Below are 20,022 nucleotides of genomic sequence, written 5' to 3' on the forward strand. Positions count from 1 at the left end.
ACACCGATGAACCCGTTCGACGACGAGACCGGGACGTTCCACGTGCTGGTCAACGACGAGGGCCAGCATTCGTTGTGGCCCAACACGATCGCCGTGCCGGCCGGCTGGTCGGTCGTGCTGGCCGACAGCGACCGGGCCACCTGCCTGGGGTACGTGGAGCGCCACTGGACCGACCTGCGCCCGGCGAGCCTGGTCGCCGGGGAGGGCCGCGCGTGATGGACGAGCGGGAGCTGCGGCTGCTGGTGGCCGAGCTGGTCGAGGAGGACCCGGACTCGCTCGACGAGGACCACAACCTGTTCACCCTCGGCCTGGAGTCGATCGCGCTGATGAAGGTCGTGTCGTCGTGGCGGCGTTCCGGTGTGGACGTGACGTTCGTGGAGCTGGCCGAGCGGCCGACGCTGCGGGCCTGGACGGAGCTGCTCACCGGCGGCCGGCCCGCCGCCCCGGCCGCGCCGGCGACGCGGGCCGAGGTGCCGGCCGAGGGTCTGCCGCTGGCGACCCTGCAGCACGCCTACTGGATCGGCCGGGGCGAGGCGCAGCGGTTCGGTTCGGTGGCGGCCCACCTGTACGTCGAGTTCGACGGCGCGGACGTCGACGCGGACCGGCTGGCCGGCGCGCTGCGCACGGTCGTCGCGCGGCACGCGATGTTGCGCGCACGGGTCGGCGAGGAGGGCACGCTGCGGTTCGACGGCGACGCCAGCCCCCGGGTGCGGGTCGAGGACCTGCGGTCGCTGGACCCCGCCGAGGTCGACGCGCGCCTGGACCGGTTGCGCGACCAGTGGTCCCACCAGGTGCTCGACGTGGAACAGGGCGAGATGTTCGCCCTGGGGCTGACCCGGTTGCCCGGCGGCCGCGACCGGCTGCACGTGGACGTCGACATGATCACCGCCGACGCGGTCAGCTACCGGATCCTGCTGGCCGACCTGGCCGCCGCCTACGCCGGCGAGACCCTGCCGGCGCTGGACTTCGACTACCCGGACTACCGCCTGACCCGACCCACCGGCGACGCGGCGGCCCGCGACCAGCGGTGGTGGCGGGAGCGGCTCGACGAGCTGCCCGGCGCACCGGACCTGCCGACCTCGCCGGCGAACGGGCCGGTGCGGGTGACCCGCCGGCACGTGCGCCTGGACGCGGCCGGCCGGCGGCGGCTGGACGAGGTGTGCCGCACACGCGGGGTGACCCCGGCGGCCGTGATGGCCACGGCGTTCGCCGAGGTGGTCGGGGCGTGGAGCGCGCGACCCCGGTTCCTGGTGAACGTGCCGTTGTTCGACCGGGAGCCGGTGCATCCACGGGTGCCGGAGCTGGTCGGGGACTTCACCAGCTCCGTGCTGCTCGCGGTGGACCTGACCGGGGAGCGCACGTTCGTCGAACGGGTCCGGGACGTGCAGCACCGGCTGCACACCGACACCTCGCACGCCGCGTACTCCGGGGTGGAGGTGTTGCGGGACCTGACCAGGCGCACCGGCGAGCAGGTGATCGCCCCGGTCGTGTTCACCAGCGCGCTCAACCTCGGTGAGCTGTTCGCCGAGGCGGTGCGGGCCACGTTCGGCGACCCGGTGTGGATCGTCTCGCAGGGCCCGCAGGTGTTGCTGGACGCGCAGGTCACCGAGCTGGACGGCGGGCTGCTGGTGAACTGGGACGTGCGTGAGCCCGGTCTGGCGGCCGGGGTGGTGGACGCGATGTTCGACGCGTTCCGCGCGCTGGTGGCCGATCTGCTCGCCGGGCAGCGGTGGGACGAGCCGGTCGGGGACCTGCTGCCGGCGGCGCAGCGCGCGGTCCGCGCGCGGGTGAACGACACCGCCTCGCCGGAGAGCGGGAACACCCTGCACGGCCCGTTCTTCGCGCTGGCCGGGCGGGCGCCGCACGAGCCGGCGCTGCTGTGGCGCGGGGGCACGCTGTCCTACGGGGAGCTGGCGGAGCGGGCGCTGCGGGTGGCGGCCGGGCTGGTGGCGCGTGGGGTCCGGCCGGGCGACGCGGTGGGCATCCGGTTGGAGCGCGGGCCCGACCAGGTCGCCGCGGTGCTGGGGGTACTGGCCGCCGGGGCGGTGTACGTGCCGCTGGGGCTGGACCAGCCGCCGGCGCGGGCGCGGCGGCGGGCCGAGCTGGCGGGGGTCGCCGAGCTGCTCTCCGGTGAGCTGGTCGCGGGTGACCGGCCGCTGCCAGGGCCGGTGCCGGTGGACGCGGCGCGGGCGGCGTACCTGCTGTTCACCTCGGGGTCGACCGGGGAGCCCAAGGGGGTGGCGGTGCCGCACCGGGCGGCGGTGAACACCGTCGAGGACCTGGTGGACCGGTTCGCCGTCACCTCGGCCGACCGCACGCTCGCGGTGTCCTCGCTGGACTTCGACCTGTCGGTGTTCGACCTGTTCGCGCCGCTGTCGGTGGGCGGGGCGGTGGTGCTGGTCGACCAGGACGACCAGCGGGCGCCCGCGCACTGGGCCGAGCTGATGCGCGAGCACCGGGTCAGCGTGCTGAACTGTGTGCCGGCGCTGCTGGACATGCTGCTGGTGACCGGCGGGTTCGGCGACGCGCTGCGGGTGGTGCTGCTCGGCGGCGACCGGGTGGGCACCGACCTGCCGGCGCGGCTGGCGCGGGTGGCACCGGACTGCCGGTTCGCCGGGCTGGGCGGCACGACCGAGACGGCCATCCACTCCACGGTGTGCGAGGTGCGGGTGGTCGACCCGGCGTGGACGTGCGTGCCGTACGGGACGCCGCTGCGCAACGTGCGCTGCCGGGTGGTCGACCAGCGCGGCCGGGACTGCCCGGACCGGGTCACCGGAGAGCTGTGGATCGGCGGCGCCGGCGTGGCCGACGGCTACCGCGACGATCCCGCGCGGACCGCGCGGCGGTTCGTCGTGCACGAGGGCGTTCGCTGGTACCGCACGGGCGATCTGGCCCGCTACCTGCCGGACGGGACGATCGAGTTCCTCGGCCGGCGCGACGACCAGCTCAAGCTGCGCGGGTTCCGGGTGGAGCCCGGCGAGGTGGTGGCGGCGCTGCTGGCCGACGAGCGGGTGTCGGCCGCCGCCGTCGTGCCGGTGGGCCGGGCGTCGCTGGGCGCGGCGGTGGTCACCACGGCCGACCCGGCGGCGCTCACCGAGCGTCTGGCGCAGCGACTGCCGGCCCACCTGATCCCGGACGTGCTGCTCGCCGTCGACGCCCTTCCGTTGACCCACAACGGAAAGGTGGACCGGGCGGCGGTCACCGCCCTGGTCGGCGACCACCGGGCCCCGGCCAGAACCGCCCCGTCGACCGACCTGGAACGGGTCATCGCCCGGGTGTGGCGGGAGGTGTTGGAGGTCGAGGAGGTCGGCACGACCGACCCGCTGTTCACCCTCGGCGGCGACTCGGTGCTGGCCACCAGGATCGTCGCCCGCCTGCGCGACGAGCTGGACTCGCCGGTGACCGTCCGCGACCTGTTCGCCGGGCCGACGGTCGCGGCCCTCGCCGCGCGGCTGCTGGCGGGGACCCCGGATCCGCACCGGTTGAACCGGGTCGCGACGCTGGCCGAGGAGATCGGCGCGCTGTCCGACGAGGACGTCGCCGAGGCGCTGGCGGGTGGCCGGTGAGCGCGCCGCTGGAGGGGTTCACGCCGTGGCCGGCGGAGTTCGCCGAGCGGTACCGGGCGCAGGGGTTCTGGCGCGGGGAGTCGCTTGGCGCGCTGTCGCGGCGGTGGGCGCGGCGGTTCGGCGAGGCGATCGCGGTGGTCGAGGGTGAACGGCGGATCAGCTACCGGGACCTCGACCGGTTGGCCGAGGTCCGCGCGGCCGGGCTGGCCGGGTTGGGGATCGGGGCGCGGGACCGGGTTCTCGTGCAGCTGCCGAACGTCGCCGAGTTCGTCGTGGTGTTCCTCGCGCTGGTCCGGCTCGGGGCGGTCCCGGTGCTGACGCTGCCGGCGCACCGCCGGTCGGAGCTCACGCATCTGGCGGCGCTGTCCGGGGCGGTCGCGTTCGTGACGGCCGACGTCGTCGACGGGTTCGACCACCGGGAGCTGGCGCGGGAGGTCCTGGCCGCCGCCCCGTCGGTGCGTCACGTGCTGGTCGCCGGTGAGCCAGGGCCGTTCACCGCGCTGGCCGACGTGGTCGGGGACCCGGCGCCGGGTGAGGACCCGGCGGCCGGCGAGGTGGCGGTGCTGCTGGTGTCGGGCGGGACGACCGGCAAACCCAAGCTCATCCCCCGCACCCACGACGACTACGCCTACAACGCGCGCGCCAGCGCGCGGGTGTGCGGGCTGGGCGCCGAGGACGTGTACCTGGCGTGCCTGCCGATCGCGCACAACTTCCCGCTGGCCTGCCCGGGGATGCTGGGCACCTTCGGCGTCGGGGGGACGGTGGTGATGTGCCCGGCGCCGAGCCCGGAGGTGGTGTTCGGGCTGGTGGCGCGGGAGCGGGTGACGGTCACCGCGCTGGTGCCGCCGCTGGCGCGGATGCTGGCCGACGAGGCGCCCTGGCACGACACCGACCGGTCGAGCGTGCGGCTGCTGCAGGTCGGCGGCGCGAAGCTGGACGCCGACCTGGCGCGGGCGATCCCCCGGGTCCTTGGCTGGCCGGTGCAGCAGGTGTTCGGCATGGCCGAGGGCCTGCTCAACTACACCCGGCTGACCGACCCCGACGACCTGGTCACCGGTTCGCAGGGCCGGCCGTTGAGCGCGGCCGACGAGATCCGGGTGCTCGCCCCCGACGGGACGCCGGTGCCCGACGGGGAGATCGGCGAGCTGTGGACGCGCGGCCCGTACACCCATCGCGGCTACTACCGGGCCGCCGCGCACAACGCGACGGTGTTCGACGCCGACGGGTTCTTCCGCACCGGCGACCTGGTGCGGCGGCTGCCGACCGGGCACCTGGTGGTCGAGGGGCGGGCCAAGGACGTGGTCAACCGGGGCGGGGAGAACGTGTCGGCCGCCGAGTTGGAGGAGCACCTGCTCACCCATCCGGCGCTCGCCCAGGCGGCGGTGATCGGCCTGCCGGACGAGACGCTGGGCGAGCTGGTGGCCGCGGTGGTGACCCTCGCGCCCGACCAGCGGGCGCCGAAACTCAAGCAGCTCAAGGCTTTCCTGCTCGACCGGGGGCTGGCCAGGTTCATGCACCCCGACCGGCTGATCGTCACCGACCGGATGCCGCTGACCGCCGTCGGGAAGATCGACAAGCGGGCGCTGGTGACCAGTCACGACCCTCGGGAGGGGACCCCTCGGTGACCACTGTGGACAAACGAAGGGAGTTGCTGCGCCGCCGGCTGGCCGAGGAGGGCCTGCGCGGCGACACCAGCACCCCGGTCGCCGCGAGCGGGCTCACGGCGGGTCAGCGGCGGATGTGGTCGGTCCAGCAGCTCAACCCGAAGTCCGTGGCCTACAACGTGTTCATCGCCACCGACCTGGACACCGACCTGGACACCGACCTGGATCCGTCGCGCCTGGCGGCGGCGGTCGCGGCGGTCGTCGGCGCGCACCCGGTGCTGCGCACGACCTACCCGGCCGACCCCGACGGCGAGCCCCGGCCGGTGGTGAGCGCCGAGGCCGGCACCCCGTTCGACTGGTACGACGCCGATCCGGGCGAGGTGGACGCGCTGGCCACCGACCTCGCCCGGCACGTGTTCGACCTGGCCGCCGAGCCGCCGCTGCGGGTGCGGCTGATCCGCACCGGCGACGGCCGGTGCACGCTGGTCGTGGTCGCCCACCACGTCGCCTGGGACGACGGCACGACGACGGTCCTGTTCGACGACCTGCTGACCGCCTACGCCGGCCGCCCGCTCGCCCCGCCGCCGCACCACCCGCCGCCGGCCGGACAGTCCGATGTGGACTTCTGGCGCGCGGAGCTGGCAGACCCGCCGGACCCGGTCGACCTGCCGGCCGTCGGCGGGCGGGTGTCCGGGCCCGACGCCGAGGGCGACGGGACCGCCCGCCGGCTGCCGCCGGGAACCGGTGCGCGGGTGCGCGAGTTGGCCCGCCGGGAGAACGCGTCGACGTACATGGTGCTGTGCGCGGCGGTCACCGCGCTGCTGCACCGCTACACCGGCGCCACGGACCTGGTCATCGGCGCGCCCGTGGTGAACCGCGACTTCCCCGGCGCCGAGCGGATCGTCGGCTACCTGGGCAACACGGTTCCGCTGCGGCTGGGCGTCACCGGCGGCGACACGTTCGCCGCGCTGGTGCGCCGGGCGCGCGAGGTGTGTGTGCGGGCCTACGCGCACCAGGACGTCGAACTGGAGGACATCACGAAGGCGGCCGGCCGGTCACCGCTGTTCAACGTGGTGCTCTCGCTGCGCGCGCCGGCCGGCGCGGTGTTCGCCCGGCACGGCCTGCGCGCGGTGAGACGGCACCTGGCCAACGGCAGCGCGCGGTTCGACCTGACCCTGTCGGTGGAGACCGACGGCGACGACCTGACCGTGGAGGCCAACCACCCGGTCACCGACCAGGCCGGCGAGGTGGTCACCCGGCTGCTGGCCCACCTCGACCGGCTGCTCGACGCCGCCCTCACCGCCCCCGACACGACCCTCGCCGCGCTGCCGCTGCTGTCCCCGGACGAGCGGCACACCCTGGTGACGTCGTGGAACGACACCGCGACCGCCGCCACGGCACCGCTGCTGCCCGCGTGGTTCGCAGGCCGGGTGGCGCACTCCCCCGACGCGGTGGCGGTGCGCGCCGGGGACCGGTCACTGACCTACCGCCAGCTGGCGGACCGCTCCCACCGGCTGGCGCGGCACCTGATCGGGCTGGGCGCCGGGCCGGAGCACGTGGTGGCGCTGGCGTTGCCGCGCTCGGTCGACCTGGTGGCCGGCGCGCTCGCCGTGCTGGCCTGCGGCGCGGCCTACCTGCCGGTCGACCCCGACCACCCGGCCGAGCGGATCAGCCTGCAACTCGCCGACACCAACCCGACGGCGATCCTCACCGCCACCGGCGTCACCCTGCCGGACACGCCGGCGCCGGTGGTCCGGGTCGACACGGTGGACCTGGGCGGGCTGTCCGCTTCGGCCGTGCGCGACGACGAACGGACCCGGCCGCTGCTGGCCGGCCACCCGGCCTACGTCATCCACACCTCCGGGTCGACCGGCGTGCCCAAGGGCGTGGTGGTCACCCACGACGCGCTGCGCAACCACCTGGAGTGGGCGCTGCGCGCGTTCGCCGGCCTGCGCGGGCACACCCTGCTGCACACCTCGACCTCGTTCGACTTCGCGGTGACGCCGCTGTTCGGGCCGCTGCTCGCCGGCGGCACGGTCGAGCTGACCACCGGTACCCTCGACGGCCCGGCGGCCGGCTCCGCGCCCCCGGCGTTCCTCAAACTCACCCCGAGCCACCTGCCGCTGCTGGGAGCGGTGACGTTCGCGCCGGACACCGACTGCACGCTGGTCGTCGCCGGGGAGGCACTGCGCGGTGAGGCGTTCGCCGGCTGGCGCCCGCCGCACGGGCGGGTCACGGTGGTCAACGAGTACGGCCCGACGGAGGCCACCGTCGGCTGTCTGATCAGCGACCTCGGTCAGGGCAAGGATCTGCCGGCGGGCCCGGTGCCGGTGGGTTCACCGGTCGCCAACGTCACCGTCCACGTGCTCGACGGGCGTCTGGACCCGGTGCCGGTCGGGGTCGTCGGCGAGCTGTACGTCGGCGGCGCGCAGCTGGCCCGGGGCTACCTGAACCGCCCGGCGCTGTCCGCGCAACGGTTCGTGGCCAACCCGTTCGGCGACGGGGAACGCCTGTACCGCACCGGGGACCTGGTGCGCTGGCGGCCCGACGGGCAGCTGGAGTTCGTGACCCGGGTGGACGACCAGGTGAAGATCCGGGGGTTCCGGGTCGAGCTCGGCGAGGTGGAGACCGCGCTGGCGCGGGAGCCGACCGTGGCGCGCGCGGTGGCCGCCGTCCGCGACCGCCGGCTCGTCGGCTACGTGACCGCCGCGCCGGGCGCGACCGTCGACCCGCTGCGGCTGCGGGAACGGCTGGCCGCGCGGCTGCCCGACCACCTGGTTCCCTCGGCGATCGTGGTGGTCGACGGGTTCGTGATCGGCGCGTCGGGCAAGACCGACCGCCGCTCCCTGCCCGACCCGCCGGACCCCGAACCGACCCGGGTCAGCGCGCCCGCCAACGACGGGGAACGCGCGCTGTGTGCGCTGTTCGCCGAGGTGCTGGGGCGTGAGAGCGTCGACCCGGACGCCTCGTTCATCGCGCTCGGCGGTGACAGCATCGTCGCCATCACCCTGGCCGCCCGTGCCCGGCGGCGCGGCTTCACGCTGACCCCCGGCGACGTGCTGACGCTGCGCACGCCGGCGGCGCTGGCCGCGTCGGCTGGCACGACGACGCGGGCGGCGGGGCCGGGCGAGTCCGGGGTGGGCGCGGTGGCGCCGACACCGCTGATGCGCTCGTTCGCCGCGCGCGGGCCGCTGCTGGCCCGCCACCGGATGTCCGCGCTGCTGGACGTGCCGGCCGGCCTGACGACCGACGCGCTGGTCACCGTCCTGGGCGCGGTCCTCGACCACCACGACGCCCTGCGCTGCCGGCTGGGCCCCGGTCCCACCCTGACCGTCCCGCCGGCCGGGTCGGTCGACGCGGCCACGCTCGTGCGGCGGGTCGCGCCCGACGCCGACGTCGCCGAGGAGGAGACCGCCGCCGCCGGGCGGTTGCGGCCGGCCGACGGGGTGATGGTCCAGGCCGTCTGGTTCGACCCCGGCCGGCTGCTGCTGGTGGTCCACCACCTGGCCGTCGACGGGGTGTCGTGGCGGGTGCTCACCGACGACCTCGCGCAGGCGTGGGACGCGGTCAGCGCCGGCCGGCCGGTCCGGCTCGACCCGGTGCCGGTGTCGTTGCGGGCGTGGACCGCCGGGCTCGTGCGCCGCGCCGCCGACCGCCGGGGCGACCTGGAGCGGTGGCGCGCGATCCTGGCCGACCCGCCGGCCGCACCGGAGCTGGATCCCCGGCGCGACACCTGGGCGACGGTCCGCACGGTCAGCACGACCGTGCCGGCGGAGGTGACGACGGCCGTGCTGGGCGCGGTGCCCGAGACGTTCCACGCCGGGGTGAACGACGTGCTGCTCACCGCGTTCGGCCTGGCGGTCGCCGCGTGGCGGCACGACCCGACGGTCCTGCTGACCCTGGAGGGCCACGGCCGGGGCGAGGACGCCGACCTCGCCCGCACGGTCGGCTGGTTCACCAGCCAGCACCCGGTTCGCCTTGACCTGACCGGGATCCCGACACGGGACGCCCTCGCCGGTGGCGACGCCGCCGGGGACGCGCTGCGCCGGGTGAAGGAGCAGCTGCGGGCGGTCCCCGCCGACACCCTCGGCTACGGCCAGCTGCGCCACCTCGACGAGGGCTCCGTGCTCGCCGCCTGCCCGGAACCGGCGCTGGGCTTCAACTACCTGGGCCGGTTCGGCACCGGCGGGCGCGCCGACTGGCGGCTGGTGCCCGGCGGGCTGTCGGCCGCCGCCGACCCCGACATGCCGGCGCCGGCGCCGCTGGTGGTGAACGCGCTGGCCGAGGACGGCCCCGACGGGCCGGTGCTGACGGCGCACTGGATGTTCCCCGCCGCGCTGTACGACGACGCGGCGGTCCGCGCACTGGGTGAGCTGTGGGGGCGGGCGCTGGCCGGTCTGGCCGCGCACGCCGCCCGGCCGGGTGCCGGCGGGCCGAGCGCGGGTGACCTGCTGGTCGACCTGGGTCAGGACCAGCTCGACCAGCTGCGGTCGCGGTGGACGCGATGACCGCCGTGTCGAACCTCAAGGACGTGCTGCCGCTGACCCCGTTGCAGGAGGGGCTGCTGTTCCACGCGCTCTACGACGAGCGGGACGTCGACCGGTACCTGGCGCAGCTCGTGCTGGACGTCGACGGCCCGCTGGACCGGGACCGGCTGTACCGCGCGGCGTCGGCGTTGCTGGCGCGCCACGACTGTCTGCGCGGCGCGTTCGTCCGCGACTTCGCCGACCCGGTGCACGTGGTGCTGCGGTCGGTGGCGCCGCCGTGGACCGACGTCGACCTGAGTCGGATCGCCGAACCGGACCAGCCGGGCGAGCTGGCGCGGCTGTTGGAGCAGGACCGGCGCACCCGCTTCGACCTCGCCACCCCGCCGCTGATCCGTTTCCAGCTCGTGCGGCTCGCCGCCGACCGCCACCGGCTGGTGATCACCAACCACCACCTGGTGCTGGACGGCTGGTCGACGCCGCTGCTGCTGCGCGACCTGCTCGCCGTGTACGCCGACGAGAACGTGGTCCTGCCGTGGGCCCGGCCCTACCGGGATTTCCTGGCCTGGTTGGGTTCCCGCGACCGCGACCGGTCGCTGGCGGTGTGGCGCGACGCGCTGGCCGGCCTGCCGGGTCCGACCCGGCTGGGCGCCCCGGCGTCCGGCGGTGGGCCGCCGGAGGAGGTCACCGAGGTCCTGTCGCCGGAGTCGGTGGCGCGCCTGGGTTCCCTGGCCCGGCGCGGCGAGGCGACGGTGAACACGGTCGTCCAGGTGGCGTGGGCGATCCTGCTCGCGCGGCTCACCGGCCGCGACGACGTGGTGTTCGGCACGACCGTCGCCGGGCGGCCCGCGGAGCTGCCCGGGGTGGAGTCGACGGTCGGGCTGTTCATCAACACCGTGCCGGTCCGGGTCCGGCTGGCCGGGGGCGAGACGGTCGGCGCGCTGCTGGGCAGGGTGCAGCGTGAGCAGTCGGCGCTGCTGGACCACCAGTACGCCGGGCTGACCGACGTGCAGCGGCAGGCCGGGCTGGGCAGCGGTGAGCTGTTCGACAGCCTGGTGGTGTACGAGTCGTTCCCGTTCGACCGGGGTGGGCTGGCCGACCTGCAACGGCGCGCCGGGCTGACCGTCGCCACCGCCCGGCCGATCTCCACCCACTACCCGGTCACTCTGCTGGCCATGCCACGGGAGGACGGCGGTCTGGACCTGACGGTCAAGTACCTGCCCGGCCGGGTCGACGGGCCGGCGGTCGCGGCCCGCTACCGCCGGGTCCTCGACGCGTTGCTCGACGGGCCAGACCGGCCGGTGGCGGCGGTGGACGTGCTGGGCGGCGAGGAGTACCGCCGGCTCACCGACCTCTGGCAGCCGCCGCCGCTGACGGTCCCGGACGAGACGCTGGTCGACCTGTTCACCCGTCAGTCGGCGGCGACCCCGGACGCGGTCGCGGTGGTGGCCGGCGAGCAGCGGCTGACCTACGCCGAGGTGGCGCGGCGGGCGCGGGAGCTGGCCGGGCGGCTGGACGCCGGGCCGGGCGACCTGGTCGCGCTGCGGCTGCCCCGGTCGGCCGACCTGGTCGTGGCGATCATCGGGGTGCTGATGACCGGCGCCGGCTATCTGCCGGTGGACCCGGACCTGCCCGACGAGCGGGTCCGTTTCCTGCTGGACGACGCCCGACCGAGCCTCACCGTCCATTTAGGACTCACGGTCGAGCGGACCGGGCGGTCCGGCCGGCTGCCCGACGGGGTCGCCTACGTGATCCACACCTCCGGCTCGACCGGACGTCCCAAGGGCGTCGCGGTCACCCACCGCAACGTCGTCGCGATGCTGACCGCGCTGCGCGAACGCTGCCCCACCGGGCCCGACGACGTGTGGACGCTGTTCCACAGCTACGCCTTCGACTTCTCCGTGTGGGAGCTGTGGGGCGCGCTGAGCACCGGCGGCACGCTCGTCGTGGTGCCCCGCGACGTCGCCCGCTCCCCCGAGGACTTCGCCGCGCTGCTGGCCGAGCACCGGGTGAGCGTGCTCAACCAGACGCCCTCGGCGTTCCACGCGCTCGCCCCGCACGCCCGCGACCTGCCCACGCCGCGCCTGGTGATCTTCGGCGGTGAGGCGCTCGACCCGCGCCGCCTCACCGGCTGGGACACCGCGCGGCTGGTCAACATGTACGGGATCACCGAGACCACCGTGCACGTCACCACCGCGACGCTGACCCCGGCCGACCTGACCGGCACCGCCAGCCCCGTCGGCCACGGCCTGCCCGGCACCCGCACCCACGTCCTGGACTCCCGGCTGCGACCGGTCCCGCCCGGTGTGCCCGGCGAGCTGTACGTCGGCGGACCGCAGGTCGCGCTGGGCTACCTCGGGCGCCCCGGCCTGACCGCGACACGGTTCGTCGCCGACCCGTTCACCGCCGGTCAGCGGCTCTACCGCAGCGGCGACGTCGTGCGCTGGACGGCGAGCGGCGCGCTGGAGTACCTCGGGCGGGCCGACGACCAGGTCAAAATCCGCGGCTTCCGGATCGAGCCTGGCGAGGTCGAGGCCGCGCTGCGCACCCACGACGCCCTCACCCAGGCCGCCGTCCTCGCCCGGCCCGGCCCCGACGGCGACCCGAGGCTGGTGGCCTACGTGGTGACCGAGACCACGCCGGCCCGGCTGCGGGCGCACGTCGCGACGCTGCTGCCCGAACACCTCGTGCCGTCGGCGGTCGTCGTGCTGGACGCGCTTCCGTTGACCAGCAACGGAAAGCTCGACCGCGCGGCGCTGCCCGAACCCGACCCCGGCGCCGGTGGGGGCCGGGAACCGGCCGGGGAGGTCGAGCGGGTGCTGTGCGGGCTGTTCGGCGACACGCTCGGCGTGGCCCGGGTCGGGCCGGACGACTCGTTCTTCGACCTGGGCGGGCATTCGCTGCTGGCGACCAGGCTGGTGTCGCGGGTGCGGTCGGCGCTGGACACGGAACTGAGCATCCGCGCGGTGTTCGACGCACCCACCCCGGCCGGGCTCGCCGCCCACCTCGGCCAGCGGCGGCGCCCGGCGCTCACCCCCGGCGACGCCACCACCGAGCTGTCCCCCGGGCAGCGGCGGCTGTGGTTCCTCGACCAGCTGGGCGGCGACGGCTACGTGATGGCGTTCGCGCTGAGCCTGGCCGGGCCGGTGGACGAGGTGGCGCTGCGGGCCGCGCTCGGCGACCTGCACGCACGCCACGAGGCGCTGCGCACGGTGTTCCCGGTCGTCGACGGCGTGCCCCGCCAGCAGGTCCTGCCGGCGGTCGTCCCGGAACTTCCGGTCGCCGACCTCACCGACGACGCCCTGGACCTCGACGCCGCGCACCGGTTCGACCTGGCGCACGATTCGCCGTGGCGGGCCAGGCTGTACCGGGAGCCCGGCGGGCACCGTGTGCTGTCGCTGGCCGTGCACCACATCGCCGGCGACGACCAGTCGATGCGCCCGCTGCTGGCCGACCTCGCCACCGCCTACGCCGCCCGCGCCGACGGGCGCGCGCCGGACTGGGCGCCGCCGCCGGTGACCTACCGCGACTACACCCGCTGGCACGCGGCGCTGCTCGGCGACGAGAACGATCCGGCCAGCGTCGCCGCCGAACAGCTGCGGCACTGGCGCGACGCGCTGGCGGACCTGCCGGAGGACCTCCCGCTCCCCCGCGACCGCGCGCGGCCGGCGGCGCCGGGAGGACGCGGCGACGGTGTCCCGTTCACCCTGCCGGCCGGGCTGGCCACGGCGATCCACGCGCTGGCCCAGGAATCCGGGGCGACCGCGTTCATGGTCGTCGAGGCGGCGGTGGCGGTGGTGCTGGCCAAGCTCGGCGCCGGGCCGGACGTGCCGATCGGGGTGCCGACCGCCGGGCGCACCGACGAGGCGCTGACCGACCTGGTGGGGTTCTTCGTCAACACGCTGGTGCTGCGCAACGACCTGTCCGGCGACCCGACCGTGCGTGAGCTGCTGGCCCGCGTGCGGGACCGCGCGCTGGACGCCTACGCCAACCAGGACGTGCCCTTCGACCGGGTCGTCGCCGCGCTGCGGCCGACGGTGGCGGCAGGCGAGAACCCGTTGTTCCAGGTCATGGTGTCCCACCGCCGCCACGACCGGCCGCCGCCCCTGGCCGGCGGGCACCCGGAGCTGCTGCTGGGCGCGCCGCGCGCGGCGAAGTTCGAGCTGGCCGTGGACGTCGTGGAGCACGACTCCGGGGAGATCACCGGCGCGGTCAAGTACTCGGTGGACCACTACGACCGGGCCACCGCCACGACGTTCGCGCGGCGGCTGGTGCGGGTCCTCACGGCGATGACCGCCGCCCCCGGCGCGCACCTGTCGGCCATCGACGTCCTGTCCGGGCCCGAACGGCACCGGATCGTCGAGCGGTGGAACGACACCGACGAGGACGTCGAGCCGACCACGCTGGTGGCGCTGGTCGCCGCCCAGATCGCCGCGCACCCCGACCGGGTCGCCGTCGAGCACGGCGACACGACCCTGACCTACCGCCAGCTCGACGACCGCGCCGCCCGGATCGCCGCCCGGCTCACCGCCGCCGGGGTCGGCCGGGAGGACGTGGTGGGCGTACACCTCGACCGGTCACCCGACCTGGTCGCCGCGCTGCTGGGGGTGCTGCGGGCCGGCGCGGCGTTCCTGCCGCTGGAACCGGCGTGGCCCGCCGGGCGGATCGCCGCGCTGGGCGCGAGTTCGGGCCTGGCGCTGGTACTCACCGCCGACCCGGACGCGCTCACCGGGGTGATCACCGCACCGGTCGTCGCGGTCGCCGACTGCCGCGACGCGCCCACCGGCACGCTCCCCGGCCCGGCCGCGCCGGACTCGCTCGCCTACGTCATCCACACCTCCGGGTCCACCGGAACGCCCAAGGGCGCGATGATCCTGCACTCGGCGATCTGCGCGCGCCTGGAGTGGCAGCGCGACAAGCTCGGGTTCGGGGTGGACGACGCGGCGCTGTTCAAGGCACCGCTGGGTTTCGACATCTCGATCAACGAGATCTTCCTGCCGCTGGTGACCGGCGGGCGGGTCGTGGTCGCCGACCCCGGCGGCGAACGGGACGTGGAGTACCTGCTCGGGCTGATCGAGCGGCACCGGGTCACCTTCGCCTACCTGGTGTCGTCGATGCTGGACATGATGGTGCGTCTGGACGCCTTCGCCGGGTCCGCCCGGTCGCTGCGGCACCTGTGGTGCGGCGGCGAGGTGTTCGGCCCCGACCAGTTCCGCCGGCTGCGCGCGAAGCTGGACTGCACGGTCATCCACGGCTACGGCCCGGCGGAGACCACGATCGGCGTGAGCCAGGAGTCCTACCCGCCCGGCGTCGACTGCGGCGAGATGACCATCGGCACCCCCAACCCCAACACCCGCCTCTACGTCCTGGACGACACGCTCGCCCCGGTGCCGGCCGGAACCCCCGGCGAGCTGTACGCGGCCGGGATGCTGCTGGGGCGCGGCTACCTGCGTGACCCGGCGATGACCGCGACCCGGTTCGTGGCCAACCCGTTCACGCCCGGCGCGCGCCTCTACCGCACCGGCGACCTGGCCCGCTGGCGGCCGGACGGACGGCTGGAGTTCCTTGGCCGCGCGGACGACCAGGTGAAGCTGCGTGGCCGGCGGATCGAGCCGGCCGAGATCGAGGCGGAGCTGGCCCGCCATCCCGCCGTGCGCGCGGCGGCCGTGGTCGTGCGCGAGACCCAAGGCGGCACCCGGCAGCTGGTCGGGTACTGCGCGCTGACCGGGGCGCGGCCCGACGAGGTGCGCGACTGGCTGGCCGCGCGGGTGCCCGAGCACCTGGTGCCGGCCGTGCTGGTGGCGTTGCCGGACCTGCCGCTGACCCCGGCCGGCAAGGTGGACCGGCGGGCGTTGCCGCGCCCCGAGTTCACCGGCACCCGGCCTTACCGGGCACCCTCCGGCGACGCCGAAACCGCGCTGTGCGCGGTGTTCGCGGACCTGTTGGGGGTCGAGCGGGTCGGCGCGGAGGACTCGTTCTTCGACCGGGGCGGCGACAGCGTGCTGTCGATCCAGCTGGTCAGCCGGGCCCGCGCCGCCGGGCTGACGGTCTCGGCCCGCGACGTGTTCACCCACCCGACACCGGCCGGGCTGGCCACCGTCGCCGGGCGCGCGGCCGCCGTCACCTCGGACGTGGTCGGGCTGGTGCCCAGGACCCCGGTCGTGGCGCAGGTCCTGGCCAAGGGCGGCGAGTTCGCCCGGTTCACGCAGGCCGCCTACCTGGTGACACCGCCCGGCCTGCCGCCCGACGGGCTGCCCGCCGTCCTCGACGCGCTGGCGCGGCGGCACGACGTGCTGCGCGCCCGCTGGCGCGGCGGCGAACTGTCGGTGCCGCCCGTCGAGGACCTGGCCCCCGAGCTGGTCGCCGCCCGGTGCACCACCGGCGGCGACGTCGACGCGGCGTTCCGGGACGCCGTGGACCGGCTGGACCTCGCGGCCGGGCTGCCCGTCGAGTTCGTCCACTTCCCCGAGGCGAACCGGTTGCTGGTGCTCGCCCACCACCTCGTGGTGGACGGCGTGTCGTGGCGGATCCTCACCGACGACCTGGCCTCGGCGTGGGCCGCGGTGACCGAGGGCCGCCCGCCCGTGCTGGCGCCGGCCGGCACGTCCTACCGGCACTGGGCGCGCACGCTCACCGCCCAGGTGCCGGCCCGGCGCGCGGAACTCCCGTACTGGCTGGCGGTACTCGGCGAACCGGAACCGCCGCTGGGCACCCGCAGACCGGTCGCCGGCCAGGACACCTGGGCCACCACGGCGACGATCACCGCGACCGTCCCGGCGCCGGCCGCGCGGGTCGCCGAGACCGTCCTGGCCGCGCTGGCCACCGCGCTGTCCGACCACCTGGGCGGCGCGAGGTCGGTGCTGGTGGCCCTGGAACGGCACGGCCGGTACGAGCCGGCGGGCCTGGACCTGGCGCGCACCGTCGGCTGGTTCACCGCCGAACACCCGCTGCGGCTGGACACCACCGGCGACCCCGGACTCGCCGCGATGACCGGCCGCGTCCGCGACGCCCTGGACGCCGTGCCCGACGGCGGCGTCGGCCACGGCCTGCTGCGCCACGTCGACGGCGCCGAGGACCTGCTGCGCCACCCCGGCCCGAACGTGCGGCTCAACCACCTCGGCCGCACGCACGGCCCCACCGGGGCGCCGTGGACCCGCGACCCCGCGTTCGCGGCCGGCGCGGCCACCCGCGCGGCGGTCCCCGGTCTGCTGGCCGCCGCCGCGCTCGACGTCACCTCGCTGGTCCGCGACGACGTGCTCACCACGACCTGGACCTTCCCCACCGCCGTACTGGACGAACCCGAGGTGACGCACCTGGTCGCCCGGTGGCGCGCGACGATGACAGGAGAGACCCCGTGACCCTGACCATCCACGGCGACGGCCAGCCGGCCGCCCACGCGATCGCCGAGGACCGCGACCACCTGCGTGATCTGCTTACCGAGCACGGCGCCCTGCTGCTGCGCGGGTTCGACGTCGGCGGTGTCGACGGGTTCGAGGCCGCCGTCCGCGCCCTGTCCGGCACACCGCTGACCTACACCGAGCAGTCCACCCCGCGCAGCGTCATCAAGGGCCGGGTCTACACCTCCACCGACTACCCGGCCAACGCCGAGATCCCGCTGCACACCGAGATGTCCTACCAGGCCGCCTGGCCGCTGGTGCTGTACTTCCACTGCGTCACCCCGCCCGACACGCTCGGCGCCACCCCGCTCGCCTCCACCCGCGCCGTGCTGGCCGCGCTCGACCCGGACGTGCGCGCCGAGTTCGAACGCCGCCGGTGGATGGTGGTGCGCAACTACGGCGACGAGGTCGGTCTGCGGTGGTGGCAGGCGTTCGGCACCGAGGACCGCGCCGAGGTGGAGCGGCGGTGCGCCGAGGGCGGGCTGCGCGCGGAGTGGATCGGGGACAACGGGCTGCGCACCACCGCCGTGCGCGACGCCGTGCACCGGCACCCGCGCACCGGCGACCCGGTGTGGTTCAACCACGTCGTGCTGTTCCACGAGAGTTCGCTGCCCGCCGAGGTGCGCGCGGCGATGATCGAGATCTACGGCCAGGACGGCCTGCCGAACAACACCTACTACGGCGACGGCCAGCCGATCCCCGACGAGGTCGTCGACCACCTCCGGCAGGCCTACCGGGACGCGTCGACCCGGTTCGACTACCAGCGCGACGACCTGCTCGTGGTGGACAACATGCTGGTGGCACACGGTCGGGAGCCGTTCACCGGTCCACGTAGGATCGCGGTCGCGATGGGCGAGGCGTCGAACGGGTGACGGAGGAACACGATGACACCGGCACCGGCACCGGCCTCGGCTGAGGTCAGCGCCGATCCCGGCGTCCGCCGATGGTGGCGGTGGGGCGGGCTCGTCGCGGTGCTGGGCGTGCTGGTCCTGGTGTGTCTGCTGAGCATCGCCGTCGGCTCGCGGACCCTGCCGCTGGCCACGGTGTGGGACCTGCTGTGGCACGACGACGGCGGCGAGGACGCCTTCGCCATCCACGACGTCCGCGTCCCGAGGACCGTGCTGGGGCTGCTCTCCGGCGCCGCGCTGGGGCTGGCCGGGGCGCTGATGCAGGCCCTGGCCCGCAACCCGCTGGCCGACCCGGGACTGCTGGGGGTCAACCACGGCGCGTCGGCCGCGGTGGTCGTCGCGATCTCGCTGTTCGGGGTGAGCGCGCCCGGCGGGTACGTGTGGTTCGCGATCGCCGGGGCCGGCGCGGCGTCGGTGATCGTGTACCTGCTGGGCGCCGGCGGCCGGCCCGGCACCCCGGACCGGCTGGTGCTGGCCGGGCTGGCGATCGGCGCGGCGCTGGCCGCGTTCGTCTCGGCGGTGCTGTTCCTCGACCCGCAGAGCTTCGACGCGTTCCGGTTCTGGGAGGTCGGGTCGCTGACCGGGCGCAAGGTCGACGTCGTGTGGCAGGTCGGGCCGTTCCTGGCGGTCGGCATCGTCGTCGCGCTCGCGCTGGCCCGCCCGCTCAACGCGATGGGCCTGGGCACCGACGTCGCCCGCTCGCTGGGCGTGCACGTCACGCGCACCCAGACAGCGGCGGCGCTGTCGGTGGCGCTGCTGTGCGGCGCGGCCACCGCCGCCGTCGGCCCGATCGTGTTCGTCGGGCTCGCGGTGCCGCACCTGGCGCGGCTGGTGACCGGCCCCGACCAGCGTTGGGTGCTGTCGTACTCGCTGGTCATCGGGCCGGTGCTGCTGATCGCCGCCGACGTGCTCGGCCGGGTCGTCGCCCGCCCCGGCGAGCTGGAGGTCGGGATCGTGACCGCCGTGCTCGGCGCGCCGGCCCTGTTGTTGCTCGCCCGCCGCCGACGGATCGCCACGCCGTGACCGCGACCTGGGTTCTGCGCACCGGCCGCCTGTCGTTACGGGTGCGCCGCCGGGCCGTGTGGATGTCGGTGGCGCTGCTGGCGGTCGCGCTGGCGATCGGGCTGTGGACCCTGGTCACCGGCTCCTACCGGTCCTCGGTGGGCGAGGTGCTGGCGGTGTTCGTCGGGGAGGGCCGCCGGGGGCTCACCCAGACCGTGCTCAACCTGCGACTGCCCCGGCTGGCGGGCGCCGCGCTGGTCGGTGCCGCGCTGGGGATGAGCGGGGCGCTGTTCCAGAGCGTGTCCCGCAACCCGCTGGGCAGCCCGGACATCATCGGGCTGACCGCCGGCTCGTCGACCGGCGCGATCGTGGCGATTCTGGTGCTGCGCGGCGGATCGGCCGACGTCGCGGCCGGCGCGTTCGCCGGCGCGCTGCTCACCGGCGTGCTCGTGTACCTGCTGACCTCGCGGCACGGCGCGTCCGGGTTCCGGCTGATCCTGACCGGCATCGGGCTGTCCGCGCTGCTGGTGGGCGTCAACTCCTACCTGATCACCCGCGCGGACATCGCCGACGCGGAGACCGCGCGCCGGTGGCTGTCCGGCTCGCTCAACGGTGTGCGCTGGGAGGCCCTGGTCGCCCCGGCGGTGCTGCTGGCGGTGCTGGTCGCCGGGGTGCTCACCCTGGGGCACCGGCTCACGGTCCTGGAGACCGGCGACGAGACCGCCCAGGCGCGCGGGGTCCCGGTGCGCCGCACCAGGATCGCCGCCCTGTTCGCCGGGGTGGCGCTGGTGGGGGTGGCGACCGCGGTCGCCGGGCCGGTGGTGTTCGTGGCGCTCGCCGCCCCGCACATCGCCCGCCGGCTGACCGGCGCGCCAGGGCCGGGACTGGTGCCCGCCGCGCTGACCGGGGTCGTGTTGGTGGTGGCGAGCGACCTCGCCGTGCAGCGGGTCGTCGCGCCGCTGCAACTGCCCGTCGGGGTCGGCACCGCCGCGCTCGGCGGGCTCTACCTGGCGTGGCTGCTGGCCGGGGAACTGCGGCGGCGACCGTGAACACCGAAGGGA

At 75.7% G+C, this 20,022-nt stretch carries 8 protein-coding genes; all 8 read left to right on the plus strand.

Annotation, left to right across the window (positions count from 1 at the left end; translation table 11 throughout):
• Positions 1-6: 6 nt before the first annotated feature.
• The 8 genes from BLA60_RS18700 to BLA60_RS18735 are packed head-to-tail and all read left to right on the plus strand — an operon-like array spanning position 7 to position 20,010.
• On the plus strand, positions 7-216 hold the full coding sequence (locus BLA60_RS18700) for an MbtH family protein (RefSeq protein WP_075134194.1): 210 nt from the start codon (positions 7-9) through the stop codon (positions 214-216).
• Positions 216-3,566, plus strand: a complete 3,351-nt coding sequence (locus BLA60_RS18705; protein WP_154814444.1) for a non-ribosomal peptide synthetase — start codon at positions 216-218, stop codon at positions 3,564-3,566. The genes BLA60_RS18700 and BLA60_RS18705 overlap by 1 nt, the downstream gene beginning before the upstream one ends.
• The gene (locus BLA60_RS18710) at positions 3,563-5,191 is read left to right on the plus strand and encodes a (2,3-dihydroxybenzoyl)adenylate synthase (RefSeq protein WP_075134196.1); all 1,629 of its coding nucleotides are present in this window, start codon (positions 3,563-3,565) and stop codon (positions 5,189-5,191) included. The genes BLA60_RS18705 and BLA60_RS18710 overlap by 4 nt, the downstream gene beginning before the upstream one ends.
• Positions 5,188-9,678, plus strand: a complete 4,491-nt coding sequence (locus tag BLA60_RS18715) for a non-ribosomal peptide synthetase (RefSeq protein ID WP_075134197.1) — start codon at positions 5,188-5,190, stop codon at positions 9,676-9,678. The genes BLA60_RS18710 and BLA60_RS18715 overlap by 4 nt, the downstream gene beginning before the upstream one ends.
• The gene (locus tag BLA60_RS18720) at positions 9,675-17,012 is read left to right on the plus strand and encodes a non-ribosomal peptide synthetase (protein WP_154814445.1); all 7,338 of its coding nucleotides are present in this window, start codon (positions 9,675-9,677) and stop codon (positions 17,010-17,012) included. Before BLA60_RS18715 ends, BLA60_RS18720 begins: the two co-directional genes overlap by 4 nt.
• A complete protein-coding gene (locus BLA60_RS18725; protein WP_170108402.1) occupies positions 17,009-17,923 on the plus strand; it encodes a TauD/TfdA family dioxygenase in 915 nt (304 codons plus the stop codon). The genes BLA60_RS18720 and BLA60_RS18725 overlap by 4 nt, the downstream gene beginning before the upstream one ends.
• A gap of 12 nt (positions 17,924-17,935) precedes the next feature.
• Entirely contained in the window at positions 17,936-18,982 is a 1,047-nt protein-coding gene (locus tag BLA60_RS18730) for a FecCD family ABC transporter permease (protein WP_075134199.1), read from the plus strand.
• Positions 18,979-20,010, plus strand: coding sequence for a FecCD family ABC transporter permease (locus BLA60_RS18735; RefSeq protein ID WP_245812044.1), 1,032 nt, complete (start codon positions 18,979-18,981; stop codon positions 20,008-20,010). Before BLA60_RS18730 ends, BLA60_RS18735 begins: the two co-directional genes overlap by 4 nt.
• Positions 20,011-20,022: the final 12 nt, after the last annotated feature.

Origin of the sequence: Actinophytocola xinjiangensis (assembly GCF_001921215.1) — a bacterium.
GTDB lineage: Bacteria > Actinomycetota > Actinomycetes > Mycobacteriales > Pseudonocardiaceae > Actinophytocola > Actinophytocola xinjiangensis.

Bases quoted from the DNA above. Each gene is read 5' to 3' on its own strand.
- BLA60_RS18700 (WP_075134194.1), top strand. From the start codon at position 7: ATGAACCCGTTCGACGACGAGACCGGGACGTTCCACGTGCTGGTCAAC.
- BLA60_RS18705 (WP_154814444.1), top strand. From the start codon at position 216: ATGGACGAGCGGGAGCTGCGGCTGCTGGTGGCCGAGCTGGTCGAGGAG.
- BLA60_RS18720 (WP_154814445.1), top strand. From the start codon at position 9,675: ATGACCGCCGTGTCGAACCTCAAGGACGTGCTGCCGCTGACCCCGTTG.
- BLA60_RS18730 (WP_075134199.1), top strand. From the start codon at position 17,936: ATGACACCGGCACCGGCACCGGCCTCGGCTGAGGTCAGCGCCGATCCC.